Source organism: Paraburkholderia sp. SIMBA_030, from assembly GCF_046535245.1.
Classification (GTDB): domain Bacteria; phylum Pseudomonadota; class Gammaproteobacteria; order Burkholderiales; family Burkholderiaceae; genus Paraburkholderia.
The window spans coordinates 316,732-336,959 of sequence record NZ_JAWRXB010000006.1 but is presented as its reverse complement, the minus strand read 5'-3'; the positions used below and the strand labels follow the sequence as shown (position 1 = coordinate 336,959).

General features: G+C 60.9%; 18 protein-coding genes. 7 read left to right on the top strand and 11 right to left on the bottom strand.

The annotated features are described in order from the left end of the window. Window positions 1-10: 10 nt before the first annotated feature. The 7 genes from SB772_RS13060 to tssB form a co-directional block, all read right to left on the bottom strand. The gene (locus tag SB772_RS13060; RefSeq protein WP_410833652.1) at window positions 11-445 is read right to left on the bottom strand and encodes a hypothetical protein; all 435 of its coding nucleotides are present in this window, start codon (window positions 443-445) and stop codon (window positions 11-13) included. Beyond that, a complete protein-coding gene (locus tag SB772_RS13055) occupies window positions 442-708 on the bottom strand; it encodes a hypothetical protein (RefSeq protein ID WP_410833651.1) in 267 nt (88 codons plus the stop codon). The genes SB772_RS13060 and SB772_RS13055 overlap by 4 nt, the downstream gene beginning before the upstream one ends. Before the next feature lie 53 nt (window positions 709-761). Then, complete coding sequence (locus SB772_RS13050; RefSeq protein ID WP_410833650.1) at window positions 762-1,472, bottom strand: hypothetical protein; 711 nt, start codon at window positions 1,470-1,472, stop codon at window positions 762-764. Next, entirely contained in the window at window positions 1,469-3,445 is a 1,977-nt protein-coding gene (locus SB772_RS13045) for a hypothetical protein (protein ID WP_410833649.1), read from the bottom strand. Before SB772_RS13045 ends, SB772_RS13050 begins: the two co-directional genes overlap by 4 nt. 1 nt (window position 3,446) lies before the next feature. After that, entirely contained in the window at window positions 3,447-5,945 is a 2,499-nt protein-coding gene (locus SB772_RS13040; protein WP_410833648.1) for a type VI secretion system Vgr family protein, read from the bottom strand. Between the two features lie 144 nt (window positions 5,946-6,089). Then, on the bottom strand, window positions 6,090-7,625 hold the full coding sequence (tssC, locus tag SB772_RS13035) for a type VI secretion system contractile sheath large subunit (RefSeq protein ID WP_410833647.1): 1,536 nt from the start codon (window positions 7,623-7,625) through the stop codon (window positions 6,090-6,092). A gap of 73 nt (window positions 7,626-7,698) precedes the next feature. After that, window positions 7,699-8,214 carry a type VI secretion system contractile sheath small subunit gene (tssB, locus tag SB772_RS13030; RefSeq protein WP_410833646.1) on the bottom strand — a complete coding sequence of 172 codons (516 nt, stop codon included), beginning with the start codon at window positions 8,212-8,214 and terminating at the stop codon, window positions 7,699-7,701. Window positions 8,215-8,755: 541 nt separating this feature from the next. On the opposite strand from tssB, the gene tssK reads away from it, so the two are divergent. From tssK to SB772_RS12995, 7 genes are all read left to right on the top strand, one after another. Then, the gene (gene tssK, locus SB772_RS13025; protein ID WP_410833645.1) at window positions 8,756-10,105 is read left to right on the top strand and encodes a type VI secretion system baseplate subunit TssK; all 1,350 of its coding nucleotides are present in this window, start codon (window positions 8,756-8,758) and stop codon (window positions 10,103-10,105) included. A gap of 74 nt (window positions 10,106-10,179) precedes the next feature. Next, the gene (locus tag SB772_RS13020; RefSeq protein WP_410833644.1) at window positions 10,180-10,788 is read left to right on the top strand and encodes a DotU family type IV/VI secretion system protein; all 609 of its coding nucleotides are present in this window, start codon (window positions 10,180-10,182) and stop codon (window positions 10,786-10,788) included. Further along, on the top strand, window positions 10,788-12,509 hold the full coding sequence (locus tag SB772_RS13015; protein WP_410833643.1) for an OmpA family protein: 1,722 nt from the start codon (window positions 10,788-10,790) through the stop codon (window positions 12,507-12,509). The genes SB772_RS13020 and SB772_RS13015 overlap by 1 nt, the downstream gene beginning before the upstream one ends. A gap of 104 nt (window positions 12,510-12,613) precedes the next feature. Next, complete coding sequence (locus SB772_RS13010; RefSeq protein WP_410833642.1) at window positions 12,614-13,099, top strand: Hcp family type VI secretion system effector; 486 nt, start codon at window positions 12,614-12,616, stop codon at window positions 13,097-13,099. Window positions 13,100-13,248: 149 nt separating this feature from the next. After that, complete coding sequence (gene tssH, locus SB772_RS13005) at window positions 13,249-15,978, top strand: type VI secretion system ATPase TssH (protein WP_410833641.1); 2,730 nt, start codon at window positions 13,249-13,251, stop codon at window positions 15,976-15,978. A gap of 10 nt (window positions 15,979-15,988) precedes the next feature. Then, window positions 15,989-16,420 carry a type VI secretion system baseplate subunit TssE gene (gene tssE, locus SB772_RS13000; protein WP_410833720.1) on the top strand — a complete coding sequence of 144 codons (432 nt, stop codon included), beginning with the start codon at window positions 15,989-15,991 and terminating at the stop codon, window positions 16,418-16,420. A 26-nt stretch (window positions 16,421-16,446) separates the two neighbouring features. Next, on the top strand, window positions 16,447-16,734 hold the full coding sequence (locus SB772_RS12995; RefSeq protein WP_410833640.1) for a hypothetical protein: 288 nt from the start codon (window positions 16,447-16,449) through the stop codon (window positions 16,732-16,734). 99 nt (window positions 16,735-16,833) lie between these two features. Here the strand turns inward: SB772_RS12995 and SB772_RS12990 are convergent, their stop codons facing one another. The 4 genes from SB772_RS12990 to SB772_RS12975 all read right to left on the bottom strand — a co-directional run bounded on the left by SB772_RS12990 (window position 16,834) and on the right by SB772_RS12975 (window position 20,130). After that, complete coding sequence (locus SB772_RS12990; protein WP_410833639.1) at window positions 16,834-17,757, bottom strand: flavin reductase; 924 nt, start codon at window positions 17,755-17,757, stop codon at window positions 16,834-16,836. A gap of 68 nt (window positions 17,758-17,825) precedes the next feature. Further along, window positions 17,826-18,647, bottom strand: coding sequence for an alpha/beta fold hydrolase (locus SB772_RS12985; protein WP_410833638.1), 822 nt, complete (start codon window positions 18,645-18,647; stop codon window positions 17,826-17,828). Then, complete coding sequence (locus SB772_RS12980) at window positions 18,637-19,224, bottom strand: amino acid synthesis family protein (RefSeq protein ID WP_115103593.1); 588 nt, start codon at window positions 19,222-19,224, stop codon at window positions 18,637-18,639. Before SB772_RS12980 ends, SB772_RS12985 begins: the two co-directional genes overlap by 11 nt. 222 nt (window positions 19,225-19,446) lie before the next feature. Beyond that, window positions 19,447-20,130, bottom strand: coding sequence for a GntR family transcriptional regulator (locus SB772_RS12975; RefSeq protein ID WP_410833719.1), 684 nt, complete (start codon window positions 20,128-20,130; stop codon window positions 19,447-19,449). Window positions 20,131-20,228: the final 98 nt, after the last annotated feature.

The window sequence follows — 20,228 nt, the reverse complement described above, 5'->3', positions numbered from 1 at the left end:
CCTATTACCGCTATTTTTTTGACGCGCCATCGGGAGCCCCTATGTCACACACAAAGCGATCCTGGCCTGACGGTGTGCGCAATGACAAAGGCATCTTGACGTTAAACTCAACGCGCTTGCCTTCGGGAAGGTCTTTTCCTTCGCCGTACACGTGTCCTGGCAGAAGGGGATATTTATCCGTTACGACCAACCCCGTGGTGTCACTCACTTTCTTCGCCACGAAAAAAGAGTCCTTCGTCACAGCGATCGTGTAGTCCTCCGAGTCTTTGGCCGGCAATTGACTTCCTTCTATGTAGTACATGCCGTGAAACGTATTTCCCCCGTCGGTGGAGTACACCAGCGAGGCGTTACAGCCACGCGAGCTACACCCACGTGCCGGCGCGGATGGAATCACCACGTTCATCTCCGTAGGGTCGTCAATGATCAGGCGGCCGCTATACGTCACGATCCCCCTCCCCGCGCCAGTTTGTGCCGGATACCTAGCCTTGTGTTGTTGTAGTAGGTGTCACCATAGCAGCGGTCGTAGTTTTCCAGTGAGACGAAACGGTGATCGTCGATCCGGTAGATGACTTTCGGCGGTCCATCGTAGTGCGGTTCTTCCGCCGCCTTCTCGTAGGACGGGGCGGACAGATCCGTCGTGCAACCGGGGAGCGCAATGCCAGCGATCAGGGCCGTGACCAGAACCCGGCAAACAGAGCGGATGTTCATGCTCTCCTTCACATGTTTTCCTTGATCAGTGTCGGCATCCGTTTTCATTCCCACTATTTTGCAGACGAGCCGTCGGGGACCGACATGTCGCAGATGAAGCGATCCTGTCCGGACGGTGTCCTGATCCCTAGCGGAAAGGCCGGCGTATCAGGGGCAGCAAAGTTGCGCCCGCGAACGCCAGCCGGGTACGGCTGACCAAGATCAATACCGCGGACGAGCGGATACTCTTTCACATATAAGTCCGTGACAAACGAGTTGTATGACCTTTCAGCCACAAAAAGCTTGTCCTTCGTCACGGCAATGGTGTACCTCTCCGAGTCTTTGGCCGGCAATTGACTTCCTTCTATGTAGTACATGCCGTGAAACGTATTTCCCCCGTCGGTGGAGTACACCAGCGAGGCGTTACAGCCACGCGAGCTACACCCACGTGCCGGAGCGGATGGAATCACCACGTTCATCTCCGTAGGGTCGTCAATGATGAGGCGGCCGCTATACGTCACGATCCCCCCTCCCCGCGCCAGTTTGTGCCGGATACCTAGCCTTGTGTTGTTGTAGTAGATGTCACCATAGCAGCGGTCGTAGTTTTCCAGTGAGACGAAGCGGTGATCGTCGATCCGGTAGATGACTTTCGGCGGTCCATCGTAGTGCGGTTCTTCCGCCGCCTTCTCGTAGGACGGGGCTGACAGATCCGTCGTGCAACCGGGGAGCGCAATGCCAGCGATCATGGCCGTGACCAGAACCCGGCAAACGGAGCGGATGTTCATGCGCCTCTCCACCGGCGCTGCTCAGCGTCAGCCTTGCTGGCCTCTTCCGCAACGGTCTCGCCGTCGATTCCGGCCGGCTGCTTCGGCACGGCAAGTTCGCCCGACATGAAATAGGGATCCTCTCCGTAATGCGTCCAGTCAGCCTTGTGGATCAGTTTCCCCCAGAATTCGGGCGATTCGTAGCTGTCGCAAAATCCGACCGGCAAGTCGTATGCCGCCACGCGCCGCATGAATGCCTCATGCTGCGGCAACGAGCTGTGATTGGTCGGCATCGGTCGGTACCCGGCAATACGGGTCTGAAGTTCTGAATCCGATTCGAGGGTGCGAGTCTTGCCTGTAGGCGCATAAACGTCGGCGCGCTCCATATACTTCTGGCGCTGGTAGATGGATGCAAAATTCGGAAAGTCAGGTTCGACATATTCGCCATTGTCCGGGTCGATCTCGCCCCAAGGCGGCATGGTTTGCGGCGCTCGATCAAAGTAGATAGCGACCCCGTGTTCGTCATATTTCATTGGCTGCGACATTTCCTCCGCAGTGATCGGATTCGGAACGCGTTCGGCATTAATGGTGACGGTCTGGTTTTCGTCGGGCACCACCCACAGCGGCGCACCTAACACTGTCTTGTTGCCGTTCCAGAAATCATTGGGCGTCCTGGGCGGTTCGATATGAGGCTCAACAGGCCGTTCCGGCTTTTTCATCGGGTCGGGAATCGGCGGTAACTTACCGAAATTCCTGACTCCTGGCTCGTCGCCACACGCGGTCCCCCGAGCGAGCATCCGTTGCTTGACCGTATCGCCAAGCTCGGCGAGCAGTTTGTCGTCGATCCCTTGCCAGCCGATACTCTGCAGAGGCTTCGTTCCCATCACGCGATCGTGAGGACAGAAATACACGTACAGTCGACCGTGATTATCACGTTCCGATACACCATTCGGAAGGGCAACGTCTGGCTTCCAGAAGTCCATATCGGCCGTAGCTCCGACCTGCAGACGTTTGAGCTGGTCCGGACCGAGGACTTTCTTGTCCTTGCCGATCCGCTGGGCGATCGCCTTGAATGTGCGCGCGCGGGCACCTGTGGTCGGGCGCGTATTGCCACAGGTGAGGTAGTCGGTGATCTTGTCGTCGAGTGCAAAGGGTGAATTCATGACCAGGACGGAATCTGGTGCACGCTCCTTGCACAACGCAGTAGCGGCAAGGGCAATCATGGTTCCCTGACTATGCGACATGATAGTCACGGTATCGTCCGGATGCTCCCTTCGGACATCATCGACCAGCGACGCCAGCCGTTCGGCTGCGTGCGCGTAATAATCGCGCGGCGGGCAGTCGTGGAGTTCCCGGTCCCACTCCGGATTGAAGAGCTGAACGTCGAAAAAACCGGCCACATGCCGCTTTGTGCCTTCCTTGCTCCATAGCTGTTGCAGGTTGTTCGTACCGTTCGCGAACGGCCCACCGCCCCAGTACCATGGCCCTGGCTGTTCGGCGCCCTTCTGGTTCCAGAAGTCCGTTCCGCGCTCGTTTTTCAGTGCGATCCGCCACTTCTTCTCCTGCCCACCTGGCGCCCGGTAGCCCCAATAAAACCGTATTACCGGAGACCTCCCGTTCCAATCAGGATCAATCTCACGAGGTATTTTTTTCCGTGTTGTTGGGTCTTCGTCCCTATACCTGTTCTCCTTCAGGTCGGTCCGGTTCAGTCGCTCGTTCAAACCCTTGCATAGGGCCATCTCTGCTGCGTCATACCACTCGCCCTCCGAATTGACGCCATGGACGAAGATGATCACGCCCGGCAAGTGCGGCGGAAGTGGTGCCTCTGACCGAACGCAGTAGCTCGACGGTGTCAGATACGACTCAAAGCAAGGCTTGCCGTGGACGTCCTTCTGCATCGGCAGCACGCGCGTCGGATAATCGTGCTGGTAGCGCGGCGCCGCGGCGTCGGTCGAGCCGTCGGAGGTATTCGTCGTCTGGATTTCGTCACTCATCTCAAGCACCCTTGCCCATTTTCGGAAACAGTTTGATCCCCTGAGCAATATCGTCTGCGGTGATCGATGTTTCGCCCTTTGCGTTCGTCACACCCTCGATGATCTTGCCGCTCGCCAGCTGAACCCGGTACGGCCGATCCAGCAAAGGGCGGCCCGTCAGCTGGTCGGTCAGCACAAACGCGTCATCGTGGCGAAGGGCGGTCTGATTGAACTTGGGCAGGGGAAGCGACAACGAGCCAGGACCCGATTTCTTCAGTTCAACGATTTTCAGGATCAGGTTCCCCGCCCCGCCGATCTCGACGTTATCGCCGGCGACCTTGATGTACGCGCTTCCGCCACCGCCGATCACCACCCCGTTTGCCGCATTGGCTGTGAGCGTGCCGCTGGCGCTGGTCAGGTGCATGTCCTGTTCCGACACGATGTCCATGCCATCAGACTGAGCCTGGATCTGGACCTTGCCACGCGCGGCAAACAGTTTGATCCCCATCTTGCTTGCGAACATCGACAGGACTTCGCCAGCGGCAATCACCACGTTACGCACGGTGCTGACGTTGAAGCCCGCAGCAGTCGATACGTTGACATCCTTGCCGGCGGCAATAGACATGCGCTCGGGCGTGACGGCTGCGATGCCTGCTGGCGCAGAAAGAACCAGGACTGCCTTCCTCAGATCCTCCACATTGTCTTTAAGCCACTGGTTCTCGGCCTTCAGATCTGCGATCTCCGCCTGGGCGACGCGCGCCAGGTCGGCAAGACCTTGCGCCTGTGCGACGGCAATCTGCAGGTAATTCATCGCCGCCTTCATGTCGATCTGCTCGCCGGCCGCCTTCTCCTGCTGGTCGGCGGACAGAAAGAGCCCCTCGCCAGCGCGGACACTGCCCTTCATGTCGGTGCGAAGTTCGAACCCGGAACCGCGTTTTTTTCTTGCCCGATCGACGATGTGCCCAAGGTTCAGTTGGGACTTGCCGTGCTCGGTAGCAACCTTCACATGCTCTTCGCCTGGGAAGTCTTCGAGCTGGAAGGTATTGTTCGACTGCGTATGAATCGCGTTGCGGCTCATCCACCGATCGTCACTTGTGATCAGGTCCGGGTTCACCCCGTCATGCATGACATGGGCGACAAAAGGACAATCCGGATTGCCATTTTCGAAGGCGATCTGGACCTCGGTTCCGTCGATCAGCGGGAAATGGAAGCCGGTATTCTTCGCGCCTGCGAACGGTTTAGCCAGACGCATCCAGCAGCTGGTCAGTCCCGCCATGCGCGGATCGCGGTCCGGATCGAGCGCAACCTGATACTCGCCCTTGTTGTTGATATAGCCTAACTTGTACCGGTCCGGCGATGTGATACGGCCACTGACTGTACCGTGGACCTTCGGCCATGTCTCTTCGAGCAGTGGCAAACGGTAGATCAGGTGCGAGGGAATCGCAGTGTAGGAGTTCTGATACGCCACCTTGCGTGAGCCACTATGCTCGACGCGCGTGATGAACTGGCCGTATTCCGCATCGGGCAGGGTACGGTTCGTGAACTTGAAAACCCGCCCTGGTGCCACGCACAGTACATTGCCAGCGCCGGTATAGACGACCTGCTCACACAGCAGGGCCTGATGGCGCAACTGCGCTTCCCATTCGGCCTGCTCGTCCGTCAGGTGCCCCGCAGCCCAGACATCCGGCGTCCCGTACGTCGTCTTGTCGTCGGGCGCGACATTCGCCTCGCCGTCAATTTTCTGCGGCGCGGCATTGTAATTGTAGTGGCGTACCGACACCGACTGGGCGATGGTCTTCGTGCGCGTCTCGAACGACTCCACCGCCTCGGCTCCGGTACTTTCCAGCCCAGAGGTCGGCCTGTAGGGTGCGGCGAACGCGGCATTGCGCTCATAGTGCGTGAAGTCGTCGCCAAAGTGCACGACCTCTCCATACTCGCCCTCGCGCATCACGAACCACATCCCGGAGCGCCGGCAGAGATACGTGATGAACTCGAGGTCCGTCATCCCCCACTGCGTGACCAGTGCGCGCTTTTCGTAGTCGCGCAGGAGCGTGAATTCAAAGTCGCTCGTACCCCCACCGAAACCATGTTCGCGCAGGATCTGCTCGGCGATCTGGGGAAACGTCATGCCCAGGAAGAAGCGACAGCGCCGCACGTTGCGCAGCAGCGCAAGACGCGATTCCAGAACGACCTCGTAGGTGGTCTGGTCCCGGCTGCTCGAAAGCTGGTTAAACTGGGTGATGACACCCTGGAAACGACGCCCGGGTCCGGCAGGTAACGGCACGCCTGCCAGCGTCGGCGGGCGGATGGAAAATGTGGCGGTCTTCGTGAGAAAATCCGCACGGGGCAAATCGGCAACCGCATGGGTCAGCGTGATCCTGCAGGAAGTCGGCGCACCGGTTTCCTCGACGCTCCTGAATTCGACAACATCAAAACCCGGCGCGCTCGCGGCGCCGGGCACGCCGAGATGATACGGCTGCAGGATGCCGCCCCCCTTGAGGGCGCCGATCGCTTCATTCACTCCCACTTTCGCTGCTCCTTCAGAACGTCAACCGCTACGCGGCGCCCCAAACATGCACGGGCGCCGCGCAACATCAAACCGTTGTCGATGCAGTCGCTGGCCGCGTACCTCACAGACGTGGAGCACGCGGGCCAGCAGGCTGGTTTAACTCTTGGCCTTGGGCATCTGCGACACCAGCGACAGACCGATATCCATACCCTCGATCTGGAAGTGCGGCACGACGAACAGCTTGATGCGGAAAAAGCCCGGGTTGTCCTCGATGTCCTCGACGATGACCTTGGCCTCGCGCAGCGGGTGCGACGATTGCAGCTCGTCGCCCGGGTCTTTCATCTCCGTCACCAGCCCCTTGACCCAGGTATTCAGTTCAAGCTCCAGCAGACGCCGGTCCTTGGTCGTGCCGATGTTCTCGCGCTGGATCAGCTTCAGGTAGTGGGCGATGCGCGAAAGCAGGAAGATATACGGCAGGCGCGCATTGATGCGGCTGTTCGCGGTAGCCTCCTTGGTCTCGTACAGCACGGGCTTTTGCGCCGAGTTTGCCGAGAAGAAGCAGGCGAAGTCGTGATTCTTGTAGAACGAAAGCGGGATAAAGCCGAGGTTGGCAAATTCGAACTCGCGCGTCTCGGGGATCAGCACTTCCGTGGGAATTTTCGGCTGATAGCCGGTGCCAAGGTCATAGAGGTGCAGCGGCAGGTCCTCGACCTTGCCGCCGGCCTGCGGACCGCGGATCTGCACACACCAGCCGTTGTCCATGAAGCTGCGCACCATGTTCGCGGCGAATGCGAAGGATGCGTTGACCCACAGATAGCGGTCGTGGTCCGGACCCTTGACATCTTCCTGGTAGTTAAAACCACGCACGGGCGTCGTGTCCGGACCGTAAGGCAGCCGGCCCAGCACACGCGGCATCGTCAGGCCCACATAGCGGGCGTCGTCGGTGTCGCGGAACGACTTCCACTTGATAAATTCCGCGCGGTCGAAGTAGTTGGCAATGTCCTGGATAGCGGCCACCTCCTCCATCGATTCCTTGCCGAAAAACTTCGGCCCGACAGAGCCAATGAATGGCATATGCGCAGCAGCCGCCACCTTCGAGATGTTACGCAGCAGCGCGATGTCCTGCGGCGAGTTGGTGAACTCGTAGTCGCTGATCAGCGCGCTGATCGGCTGGCCGCCCGGCGTGTCGTATTCGTCAATGTAAGTGTGCCGGTACAGTCCGCTCTGGATGATCTCGGGGGTATCCTCGAAGTCCTGCATCAGCGCTTCCTTCGACAGATCGAGAAGCTCGATCCGGACGTTCCTGCGGAAGTCCGTGCGGTCGATGTCGAACTTCGCGCCCCGCCAGCGTCCCTCAAGCGCCTGGAACTCAGGCGTGTGCATCACAGCGTCGAGCTGCCGGCTGATCTGTTCATCGAGTCGGCCGATATGGAAGTCGAGCAGCGACTTATCGAGGCGATCGACGGGCTTGCTTGCGTCAACGACCAGATTCATGAAGACGCTCATCGCCCTTGCGAGCCGCTCGTCGGCCGACGACTCTGAGAGGAGGTCGTTATCCTGGAAAGCCTCGATCGGTCGCGCCGCATTGACGGGTTTCAGGTTGATCTTGCTGCACAGCGACTCGTAGACGCTGTCGCTTTCGAGCACGACCGTTTCGGTCGCACTGCCTTGCTGGGATTCGTTGCGTTCCATGGGTTGTCCTATCGCTACATGTGTCCGGGATGCGGTAAAAGCGGCCTTGGGCCTGCTTCCGGGCTTGCCACCCTCAGGCATGACCTTCAGGCTGCGTTGCCGCAGTCGCGATCTGCGCAAGCTCCCCACGCAGACGCGCGGAGAGCGCCGAATCCTTCAGGATCTTCTCGAACTCACGGCGAAACGTGCTGTCATCGAGGAGGTTCGATTTCAGATCTCGCAACAGATTGCGCATCGCGAGCAGCGCCTGCAGCTCGGGAATCTGGCGTGCCACTTGCTCCGGCTCGAAGTCCTTCATCGCCTTGAAGCTGAGCGATACCGGCAACTCGGAACCGTCGCCGGCGAGCGTGTTCTGCGCGGAAATTTTCAGTTGCGGGTTGAACTCCCCGAGCACACTGTCGAAGTTCAGCTTGTTGATGTCGACCTTCTTGCGCTCCGCCAGCGAGCCCCGTGCCTTACCCGCGCTGAAGTCGCCCGCGATGAGCAGCTTGAGCGGCAGCTCCATGCGCTTCTGTGCGCCGCCCGTGTGTAGATCGACACTGATCTGAATCCGGCTTTTTGGAATTTCTTTCTGATAGCTGTCTGCCATGCATCCCTCTACGGTAGATGAGACTCAGGAGCGCGGCGTGCATCAAACACAACCAGCGCAAACCCCTCGCGCCCGCGTAGTCCGCGATGCAATGGTTTCATGGGTTTGGGTTTACCCACATCACACGCGCACTACCCGATACTTAGTGAGGACTGCATTAAACGCGGTAAACCCGTTACTCGTCAAATGGAAGTTCGTCTCAAAATTCATTACCGATTGTGAAGAAGGATAAACATTATTTGTTCCACATCAATGCGTAAGCATCACCAAAAATCCTTACTCCGCTTTCACGCTAAAAATCCACGCTAGCACTGCCTCCGTCAATAGAATTAACACTATTTCCAATGACATTTCTAAACAATTGTTGCCACCAAACTGCAGGGATGTCAGAGATTGACAAATACCCATCGTGTCCGACCGCTATTCAAAGGCTTTTAATTTTTTTGAGATAGCAATAGTCGCACTTGGCTATAGACGAATCACCAGTTCTTGTGGTTAAAATCCGTCCTCACGATCATTAGGTAAACTCAGTAACCACACCATGCGGACCTTCAAACCGCTCTGGCAGGAGGGCCTCGTCCTTGCCCAACATCACTTCCAGCAACAAGATCGCTGGTGGGGATTCGCACAGCAGCAGTTCGCGCCCCTTGCGGTCGCCGAGCCTTGGGGTGTGCTGACCGTTGACGTCGACAGGAAAGCGCTCGAACTGGGTCGTCTCAAGCTCGAGGGCCTCAAACTCCGGTTCCGGGACGGCACCCCGATCGACACGTCGATTGCCGACGCACTGCCGCCCGCCCGTGATCTGGGGCGCGACATCGCCCCGGACGTGCACAGCGCCGTCGTGCTTGCCGCCCTTCCGCTGATCAACGCGGAGGGAAACAACTGCAAGATGGAAGAAGAGACGCTCGCACGCCCGCGGCGGTATTTTCGCGAATATGTGCAGGTGCCCGACGTGAACGGCTCGCTCGACGCGGAGATAGCCGTCGAACGCCACGCAGTGCGGCTGCTGTTCGACTTCGAATCACACGCGGATGATGTGGTTTGCCCGATAGCAAGGATTGTCCGCAGTACACAGGGCATCTTTGAAGTCGACGCCACGTATGTTCCGCCGTGCCTGACACTCAGTGGTCACACACGTCACGAAGATCGCGTGGCACGTATCGCCGACATCCTGCTCGCGAAAGCGACGGCGCTGGCTGGCCGGCGCAGTGAGCGTATCGACCAGGTGGCCGAGTTCGGCGTGGCGGACGTGTCGCTCTTCTGGCTGATGCACTGCCTCCACACGCACTGGCCGGAGCTGCGGTTTTTCGTGAACCATCCGTATCAGCCGCCCGAGCGACTGTACATGGTGCTCGCCCGCCTCACCGGAGCATTGATGACGTTCTCGACCGGCACGGCACTCACCGAGCTTCCGGCCTACGAGCACGCACGCCAGGATGAAATCTTCGGGAAGCTCGAATCGCTGATTCGTGATCTGCTGAATGCGGTGATTCCGTCCCGCGTGATCCCGATCGGTCTCACGAAGAAGAGTCCGACTACGTGGGCCGGACAGTTCGAGGATGAGCGCCTGCTGGAAGGCGCCGATTATTACCTGTCGGTCAGCGCGTCGCTGCCGGCGTTTGATCTCGCCGAACAGATCCCGAAGCCTTGCAAGATCGGGGCGCCCGACGACATCACGCACATTGTCAACTCGGCGCTTCCCGGCGTTCCGCTCAGGGCCGTCCAGCGCGTGCCGGCGGCCATCCCGGTGCGCCTCGAGAACCAGTACTTCGCGCTCGACGCCAGCGACGCCGCTCACGCGCGAATGCTTGCGGCACACGCCTGCCAGATCTATCTGCCCATCACGGTAGCGGATGCATCCCTTGAACTGTATGCCGTGCTGACATCGTGAACCCTTCGATGACGACGCCCGCCTCTCTTCCACGGCTTCCCCTCGTCGCCCTGCTCCGGAATACGGCGCTCGAGGTGTCCCTGCTTGCGCAGGGCGCAACGACTGAATCCGTTCCCCAGTTAAGGCAGCGCGGTCTTGCGCTGGTCCAGGAGTTCGAAAGCGCACTCGAGGAGCGCCACGCCAGTGCCGACGTCCGGCACGACGCGCTCTATGCGCAATGCGGACTGCTTGATGAGACCGTCCTCTTGCATCTGCCAGAAGAAGTCCGGTCGCAGTGGGAAGCGCAACCGCTGCAGGTGGAGCAGTTCGGCGAGCACGATGCCGGCAAGCATGTCTTCGACAGACTATCGGAACGGATGCGCGAAGCACCGCCCAACATCGAACTGCTCGAATGCTATGCGACGGTGCTCGGACTCGGATTCAAAGGGCGCTATGCGCGTGAAGGCGAGTTGCAGCGCACGGCCGTCATCAACGCGTTAAAGGACCTCCTCGCCCGGTCCGCGCCGAAAGGCGATGACGGATTGATCGTCGATGCGGCACGCACGCGCGGACTCGACTGGCTCTACCGCCTCTCGCCGTGGGCGGTGGCAGGGCTTGCATGCGCCGCTGCGGTGATCGTGTTTGTCGTCGTCGGACAGGCACTCGATCTGCAGGTATCGCATCTGCTCGCGGCGAAATCGTAATGCCCGCAGCGCCCGGTTCGTTTCGTAACGGCATTCGTTCGGGCCACCCTTACCGGACGCTGGTTGCGTTCGCGACCATTCTCGCGATTGTCCTCGCGCTGGCCGTATTGCCGGTCGGGACCGGACTCGCCTGGTGCCTCGCGGGTGCTGCGCTTGTGATCGGTGCAGCACTGATCGCGTGGCGAACGTTCGGTTTGCGACATCGGGTAGAACAGGACACCGCCGCGCTCGCGGCGCTGACCCGAAGCATGGCCAGCCTCCCTGAGAGCCTGCGCTCACGGTTGCCCGTTGTGCTCGTTACAGGCGACGGGCTGGATGCGATCTTCAATCGCGGCACAGACACTGACCGGTTCGCGCACGTGGGCGACGGCGCGATCTGGCTGCGTGTGGACAATCCGCAAAGCCTCCCGCAGTTCGGCGTTGCCGTGCGGCGGTGGCGCGATGGACGCGTGCCCGATGGCGTGGTCCTGACTGTCGCCCCGGCGCTCCACCCTGACGATGACGCACTGACACAGAGGATGCGCCTCACGCGCCAGGCGCTCAGCGATGCGTCGCGCATGCTCGGCTCCCGCCTGCCCGGGTATATCGCCGTCTACCAGCGACTGACGGCAAATGCATCGGAGCCAGCCTCTCCATCAGCATGGTACGGCGTGTCGTCGGCCACGCCGATCACCAACGCGGGCCGATTCGAATCCGTCATCCGGGGCGCCGAAGCTATGGCGCGAGGCCCGGACGCCGATCGCTCCGTTGCCTGGCGTGCAGCCGGCCTGCCGATGCTGATCGACTGGACACAACGTGCGGTTGTCGGTCCACTGCGCGATCTCCTGCAGCCGGCCGCACCCTGCTCCCTGTACGGTGCGGGGTGGATCGACTGCAGACCTGCAAGCGAGACTCACAGTGCCTGGGCGGCAACATTGCAGACGCGTACGCAGCTGACGCCTCCATCGTTTGGCGCGTCGCCTGCGCCGTGGCCGCTGCCGCACGCCCTTATTCAAGCGCTGCCGCGACGGCTCTGGGTTTCACCGCGTCTTCGCGCGCTGGCTTATGCGCTGTGTGTCGCGGGGTGCGCCGCCGCCGTCGCATTCTGGTCCTCCGGACAAAACAACCGGAGCCAGCTCGCGCAGGTTGGATCGGATCTCGGGCGCTTTTCGATGATCCCCGTTGACCACGACGCCGCGCGGCGGGACGCGCTCAAGGCGCTCGTTGCGGATCGCGACCGGCTGCAGGAATACCAGCGCAGCGGCGTGCCGCTTCGACTTTCGTTCGGCATGTACCGGGGCGCGGCACTGATACCCCCGCTCAACAACGCGATCGCCTCGTATCAGCCGCCGCCTGCCCCGCCTGCGGTCATGACGCTTGACAGCATGTCGCTGTTCGACAGCGGACGCGCCCAGCTCAAGCCCGGGTCAACGCGTGCGATGGTCGGCGCGCTCGAAATGATCAAGGTGCACCCCGACAAGCGGGTTCTCGTCGCAGGCTACACAGACAACGTCGGCAATCCCGATAGCAACCTGAAGTTGTCTGTCGCACGCGCCGGCGCCGTGCGCGACTGGCTCGTCGAGGTCTCAGGCCTGCCCGTTACCCAGTTTGCCATTCAGGGATACGGCGACACGCGGCCCATCGCGAGTAACGACAGTGCGGACGGACGGGCACGAAATCGGCGCGTTGAAATCACGCTCGTGCCGGACGTTCCCGCGAGTCCCGGTGCCGCGGGCAGCTGATTCCGAAACAACGTTTTAGCCCCCGGAGCGAGCGCTTCGGGAAACCCAGGCTCGGGGGCTGGCTCCGGGCGATTGTCGCAGTACCTGTAAAAGGAGTAGAAACAATGGCAATTCCGGCATATGCGTGGTTCAAGGACGACGGCGGTGCGGACGTCAAGGGCTCGGTCACGGTCCAGGGGCGTGAGGGCAGCGTCGAGATCACCGCGTTCGATCACGGCATCCACATCCCGACCGACGGCAACACCGGCAAGCTCACCGGCACGCGCGTGCACAAGCCGGTTACGCTGACCAAGGAAACCGATGCGTCGACGCCGTATTTGTACAAGGCGGTCACGAGCGGCCAGACGCTCAAGGCGGTCGAGATCAGGTGGTACAAGATCGACGACGCCGGCAAGGAGAAAGAGTATTTCAACACCAAGCTCGAAAACGTGAAGATCGTTGCTGTGCGGCCGAAGATGCTCGACATCAAGGACCCGGCATACGAGAAGCACAACCATCTCGAAGAGGTCGAACTTCGGTACGAGACAGTCACATGGTCGTACAAGGACGGCAACATCATCCACAAGGACACGTGGAACGAGCGTTCATAAAAGACAGGCTCTCAGGAAGCCGGCACTGGCCCGACTGATCCCCGCATCGGTTGTGTGCCGGCCTTCTTTTCGCCAGTTCACCCTGTGGACTGGCGTTTTTTGTTACCGGCGGAACACCTCTATGCCGCGTCCCAGGACCGGGTACGAACATGAACATGCGCGACACCACGCACCTGCTTCGCAAACTCAATCCGCATTGCGCAAGCGCGCTCGAAGCGGCTGCGAATCTCTGTAACGCACGGCTTGCCGGTGAAATCACCGTCGAGCACTGGCTGCTCAAGCTGATCGAAGCAGGCGATGGCGATATTCCCGCGATCCTGCGCCGCTATGAGATAGACATCGATGCCGTATGGAATTCGTTGCTCGCGGCGATTGACCGTCTGCCTCGCGAGTTGCGCGGCAAGCCGTCCCTTTCCCGGTCACTCGCGAGTGTGCTCGAAAACGCCTGGCTCTATGCATCGGCCGGTGATTCCGCGCAACCAATCCGCTCCGCGAACCTGTTGCAGGCGATTGTAGACGCGCCGCACGTGCTGCGCGCAACCGACGCCTGGCCCCTTCTGTCCGTAAGTTCGCTCCAGATTCAGCGGCTGCTGCGCGAACTGGACCGCTACTCGGTTGAAGGGGTACAGCCGGATGTGGGGGGAGCCGCCGAAGACGATGCATCCGTATCGCCCGGCACGGTTGCGACAACAGACGGTGCGGCACAACGGAAGGCGCCGCCCTCCTCTGCGGTCAACCGGAGCACAGACGGTGATGCGCTTGCCCGCTTCGCGATCGACCTGACAGACAAAGCGCAGCGCGGCAATATCGACCCTGTGTTCGGACGCGATCGCGAAATCCAGCAGATGGTCGACGTACTGGCCCGGCGCCGCAAGAACAATCCAATTCTCGTTGGCGAGCCGGGTGTCGGCAAAACCGCGCTGGTCGAGGGGCTGGCGCTGCGCGTGGCCGGGGGTAGCGTGCCGAATGCCATTCGTGACGTGCGTATTCTCACGCTCGATCTCGGCCTGCTTCAGGCGGGCGCGGGTGTCAAAGGCGAGTTCGAGCAGCGGCTGAAGAACGTGATTGACGAAGTGCAGGCCTCGGCCGTGCCGATCCTGCTTTTTATCGACGAAGCCCACACGCTGATCGGCGCAGGTAACGCCGCTGGCGGCGCCGACGCGGCGAACCTGCTCAAACCCGCGCTCGCGCGTGGCGAGCTGCGCACGATCGCGGCGACCACGTGGGCCGAATACAAGGAATACTTCGAACGCGACGCCGCGCTGGAGCGGCGCTTCCAGATCATCAAGGTCGAAGAGCCCGATGACGACGCTGCGTGCCTGATGCTGCGCGGACTGGCGAGCCGCTATGCGAAACACCACAAGGTGCACATCCGCGGCGAAGCAATTACGGCCGCCGTGAAGCTCTCACGTCGCTATATCCCTGCGCGACAACTACCGGACAAGGCAGTCGATCTGATCGACACCGCCGCCGCACGTGTGCGGATGGGACTCGAATCGCCGCCGCCGGACCTGCAACGTGCAGCCGCAACGGTGAGCGCGCTCGAACTTGAGCTTGCCACACTCGATGCTGATCAGCGGGTTGGTGTGTCAGGGCTGGCCGGCGACCGTGAGACGCTGACCAAGGCACTCGCTGCTGCGAGAGCCGAGAGCGAGCAGTTGCAGCAACGCTACATGCGCGAACTGGAACTGGTCAGCGGGTTGCTGGGCCATCGGGAAGCCGGCAGCGACGGTGCTGCGATCGAGACCGCGCAGCGTAACCTGTCCGATGCGCAGGGCAAGACACCGTTGATCTTCGCCGACGTGGATGCGCAGGCAATCGCGCGGGTCGTGTCCGAGTGGACCGGGGTGCCGGTCGGCAATCTGGTTGAGGACGAACTGCGCAGCCTGCTGGCGATCGAACATGGCCTGGCCCAGCGGGTTGTCGCGCAGGACGATGCACTTGATGCGCTCGCCGAGAGCCTGCGCACCGCCAAGGTGGGCCTGAAAAGCGAACGCACGCCACTGGGGGTTTTCCTGCTCGCCGGGCCGTCGGGCGTCGGCAAGACCGAAACCGCGCTGGCACTGGCGGATCTGCTGTTCGGGGGCGAAGCCGCGCTCACCACCATCAACATGTCGGAATACCAGGAAGCCCATACGGTCTCGCAACTGAAAGGATCTCCCCCAGGCTATGTCGGCTACGGCAAGGGCGGTGTGCTGACCGAAGCGGTCCGCCAGCGCCCGTACGGTGTGGTGCTGCTCGACGAGGTCGAGAAGGCGCATCGTGACGTGCTCGACCTGTTCTATCAGGTGTTCGATCGCGGCGCCATGCGCGATGGTGAAGGACGCGAGATCGACTTCCGCAACTGCGTGATCCTGATGACGTCCAATCTCGGCAGCACCCAGATCGACGAGGCGACCGCGGCGAATCCGGCCATCCCGCAGGATGAACTGCTCGAGGCGATCCATCCGAGGCTCGTCGCACATTTCCAGCCCGCGCTGCTTGCGCGCTTCCAGACGCTCGTGTACCGCCCGCTGGAAGCATCTGCGCTGGAATCCATCGTGAAACTGAAGATCGGCAAGGTGGCCGAACGACTTCGCCGGCAGCATGACGTTGCGCTTACGTGCGATGAAGCGCTGACGGCGTCCCTCGCGCAACTGTGTCTCGCCCGCGAGTCCGGCGCACGCAACGTTGACGCATTCCTGAACCAGCGGATTCTGCCCGCGATGTCGCGCGAGCTGCTCGCCCGCATGGCCGACGGCCTGACGCCCGCAGAGATCCGGCTGTCGATGTCAGATGAAGGCAATCTCACGATCGATTTTGTCGATCGTGCCGACGGTGACCAAGACGCAACGGTTACGCCTTACCGCCGCGCTCCCGCCACTGAAGCTTCGACCTGAGGTCAATGCGATGCCAACCGGCCCCTCCCTCTATGACATGCTGCTCGGCCATATCGAAGGCGAGCCGCTCGAAGCGCACGACGACAAGACGCTTGAAATTCTCAGCGTCCAGGCGAATATCCGGCGCATTCTCAACACGCGAGCCGGAGCGCTGAAGCACGTGCCCGACTATGGGCTGCCTGATCTCACCGACGTATACAGGAATCTTCCCGCCTCCGTCCACGACCTCAGGAACCAGATGGAGGCAACGCTGCTGAAGTTCGAGCCGCGTATCCGCTCAATCGAGGTCGATATCGACGACAGGCCCGACCCCGGCCTGCTCGTCAGCTTCTGGATGACCTGTCACCTGAAAAAGGCCGGGCTCATACGTTTCGGGACCTATTTCGAGCCGCCTGGGCGGATGCGCGTGGAGCGGGTGCAGCCGCCGAAGCCGGACCAGTGAAGCCAGGCATCGAATGACTGACTACCATGTCGGCCTGTTCGCCAGTTCGCTTAGAGTGGGACGCTAACGGCGCGCAATGGGAAACGCAGTTACGCCACGAAGCGGCGCTTGCCTTGCAGGTCGTCTATGACGGCGAAAGCAACATTCATGGCCTGCGTGTCGGCCGCATTCTGCGCACCGATTTGCCGGACGCCCCGCACGGCCAGGTCATGATCGAAGTCACGCATACCGGCGCGCGCGACAAACCCTATCGCAACACCTGCAAGGCGATCCCGTCCGGCCGGCGCTTTTGCCTGAAGATCGAAGATGACTAATAAACCAATAAAAAATGAAAAGTCACGAGCCGCAGGTAAACCACCAAATGCCGCCGCCAAAGGCAAAAAAACCAACCACGCGCTACGCACAAAAAACCATTAACTTGTCACTAACGACCTCACCGTCCCCGACTCGACATCCCCCACGTAGATTCCAAACGCATCTTCCGTGCGCTCCTTCACATATCGCCGCAGCATCGACTGCACAGCTGGATCCCGGATCTCACCCCAGGGTATCTCGTTGAGCGGAACATAGCGGACAAGCTCGGCAGCCGGCGCCTCATCGACAATACGGCCGCGATAATAGATATGCGTGACGCCTTTCGCCTCGAATACCGCGAACAGGAAGTCCAGATTCGCATTCAATCGATACCCGTCAAGCACGCCGCGCAGACTCCCACCATCGGAGGCAGGCTCCAGCCGCGTCCCAGTCGGCAACTGCAGTCCCGCCGTTGTTTCGACCAGCACGAGTCCGCGTGGATGCTCAAGAATCGCGCCAACCTGAGTGCGCTGCCCCGTCGCGGCAAGCGCCTCCTGCGACAGCCTGAAATCGACATAAGCCCCGCGGCAATACCCCAGCGGCGTCGCGCTCGTATTCGTAAACTCCACCACGCGGCCAATCAGAATGATGTGATCGCCTGCATCCACCACCTGATGGGTCTCGCAATCGAAACTCGCCGCCGCACCGTCTATCAACGGGCTTCCAGTCTGACGCGCGTGCCAGGCAACCTGCGCGAACTTGTCCGCGCTCTTAGACGCGAACACGCCCGAGACAGGCCTCTGATCTTCGGCCAGCACGCTCACCGCGAAACGCTGCGTTTGCGAAAACACCGGATGGCTCGACGCGGTCTTGGCAATGCACACAAGGATCAATGCAGGGTCGAGCGAAACCGACGTGAACGAGTTCGCAGTAAAGCCGCGCGGCGAGCCGTCCGGCTGAATGGTCGTCACCACGGTCACACCGGTCACGAAGGCGCCCAGCGCCCGACGGAATTCAGCAACATCGAAAACGGATTCGCCCATGGTCTTGCTCCTCAAGATAAACAACTCCGGTCCGGGCCCGGATCACTGACTCCACTTCTCGCTTCGCTTCATTTGACTTCGCTGAAAAAACGCAGGAGCCGCTGATTCACCACCGACGGCGCTGTCACGTTCATCATGTGCCGTTGGTTCGCGACGATCTCGGCGCGCGCGTTGGGCGCTGCGGCCGCCATCGATTGCGACATCGCCGGACTTGAGTTCGGATCGCACTCGCCGGTCATGAAAAGCGCCGGCACGGCGAGTTGCGGCAAGCGGCCAACATGTGCCCGATCGGAACTGGCAAAGAGCCGGTAGGTTCGCGCATAGCCCTCCGGATTGACCGACTCCAGCAACGAACGCACCAACTCCGCGACCTCGGCGAGATGCCCTGGCACCGGATCGTCGAACCAGCGTGCAATCGTCGCGTCGATACTCGGCTGTTCGATGCGGCTGGTTTCGAGCGACGCCGCTCGCTGCATAACCGCGGCCCGCTGCGTCGGCGTGCGGTCGTAGACCGCATTGAGCGCAACGACACTCGACACCCGCGCCGGATAACGCAACGCAAATTCCAACGCGATCAGCGATCCCATCGAATGACCGACCACATGCGCCGACTCGATCTGTAAATAGTCGAGCAGCGCGGCCAGTTGCGCCGCGTATTCGTCGAGGGTCGGCTCGGGCGCCGGCAGACGGCTCGCACCATGTCCCAGCACGTCGTAAGACACCACCCGAAAATGCGCCTGCAACTCGGCCACTTGCGGCGCCCACACGCTGCGGTTCATGCCTACGCCGTGAATCAGCACGAGTGCGGCACCCTCGCCTGCCACGTTGTATGCCGTGCCGTCGAACGTCCCGTTCGTCGACGCACGCTCGATGACGGTTTCATGCTTCATTGGATCCCAGCTCCTTCAGATCCTGATAACGGTCGCCGATGCGGTGATGCGGCCGGCCGCCGATCGATGCGCCCAGCGCGATCACGAGTTCGTCGGGCGCGGGCGCATCGACGATCGAGAACTGGACGGTGAGGTAATGCGAGCGCATGCCTTCATCGCCCTTGTGCATCAGCGGGATCGTCACCGGACAATTGGGGCCGCCGCGCAGATTAGTAAAGCTCAGATAGCTCTTCGCGCCGACAGCCTCACGGAACTTGTTGCCGAAACGCAGCGTATGGATCAGCGCCGACGCATGTTCGACCTCACCCGACGTGCCGACGATCGCCGCCTTCCCATAGCCTTCCACAGCTGCACCGGACCCGGCGATGCGCAGGATCTCGGCCGTCAGGATCTCGCCCAGTTGCGGAGCGAGCCCGTGAATCTCCGGCTTCAGGTCTTCGACAAAACCGCGCCCCGCCCAGGGATTGCGCAGCACGGCGGCAGCGGCGAAGAGCTTCAGCGGCTTCGAAGCCGCTTTACCACCCTCGATAAACGTGTCTTCCACATAGGTGACCAGCTTGCGAATCTCGAGCTTCATCTGACTTTCTCCGCGGGCAAATGCGCCATGGCCTCATGCGATAGCGCCTTCTTGATATTATGGTATTCCATATTATTGTACGCAAGAATTTTCAGGTGTCGACGGGGTTTACGCGGGGGCGTTGACGCCGGGGTTAACCGGAAAGCCCCGCAAATCGCGGGCGAAAAAAAAGCCGTCGGAATCGACGGCTCGATGACTTCTTGCCTGCTGCAGGAGTGCGGATCAGTCGCTTGTCGCGGCTTCCTTTTCGGCGAGCGCCGCCATGGCGATACCGGCGGTGCGTCTCACGTGTTCAAGCGACGCGGCAGCCGCCGCATCGCCATCTTTCCTGGCGATGGCCGCGAGCAACTTGTTCATCTCGCGATTCGAATCCGTACCTCGCCCAGGCGATGAAATCGTCATCGAGCGAAGCTGGTTGATTCGCGCGTTCAGCGACTTGACCACCTGATGCATCATCAGCTTCTGGCCACCGGTGAACATCGTTTCGTAGAAACGCTCGGTGTAGAGCAGCACGCGTTTGAAATCCTCCTTGTCGAAAGCGTCCTCGATCTCCTTGCGGATCTCGCGCAGTTGCTTCACCAGCACAGGCGTAGCACGTTCGGCACAAGCACGCGCGGCTTCCGACTCCAGCAGCGCGCGGATTTCGTAAATTTCCTCTACCTGCGCCGGATCGAGTCTTGCGACGATCGGACCGGAATGCGAGCCGGTTTCAACCAGGCCTTCCGTTTCGAGGTGGCGCAATACCTCGCGCACTACCGTGCGGCTTACGCCTAGTTGATCGCACAGCGTACGCTCGATCAAGCGATCGCCGGGTCGATAGAAGCCCTGAGAAATGGCCTCACGCAATTTCTCAAGAGTCAGTTCGCGCAGCGTCGGCGCACTGCGGTCGACACGCATTTGATCCATCATGGCTCTCTCCCGTCTCCAGGCGACATCCGGATAGTGTGGTTTTTGGAATCCCATAGTATCGCATAGACGACACCTGGCAAATCCGTAGCTCGCGC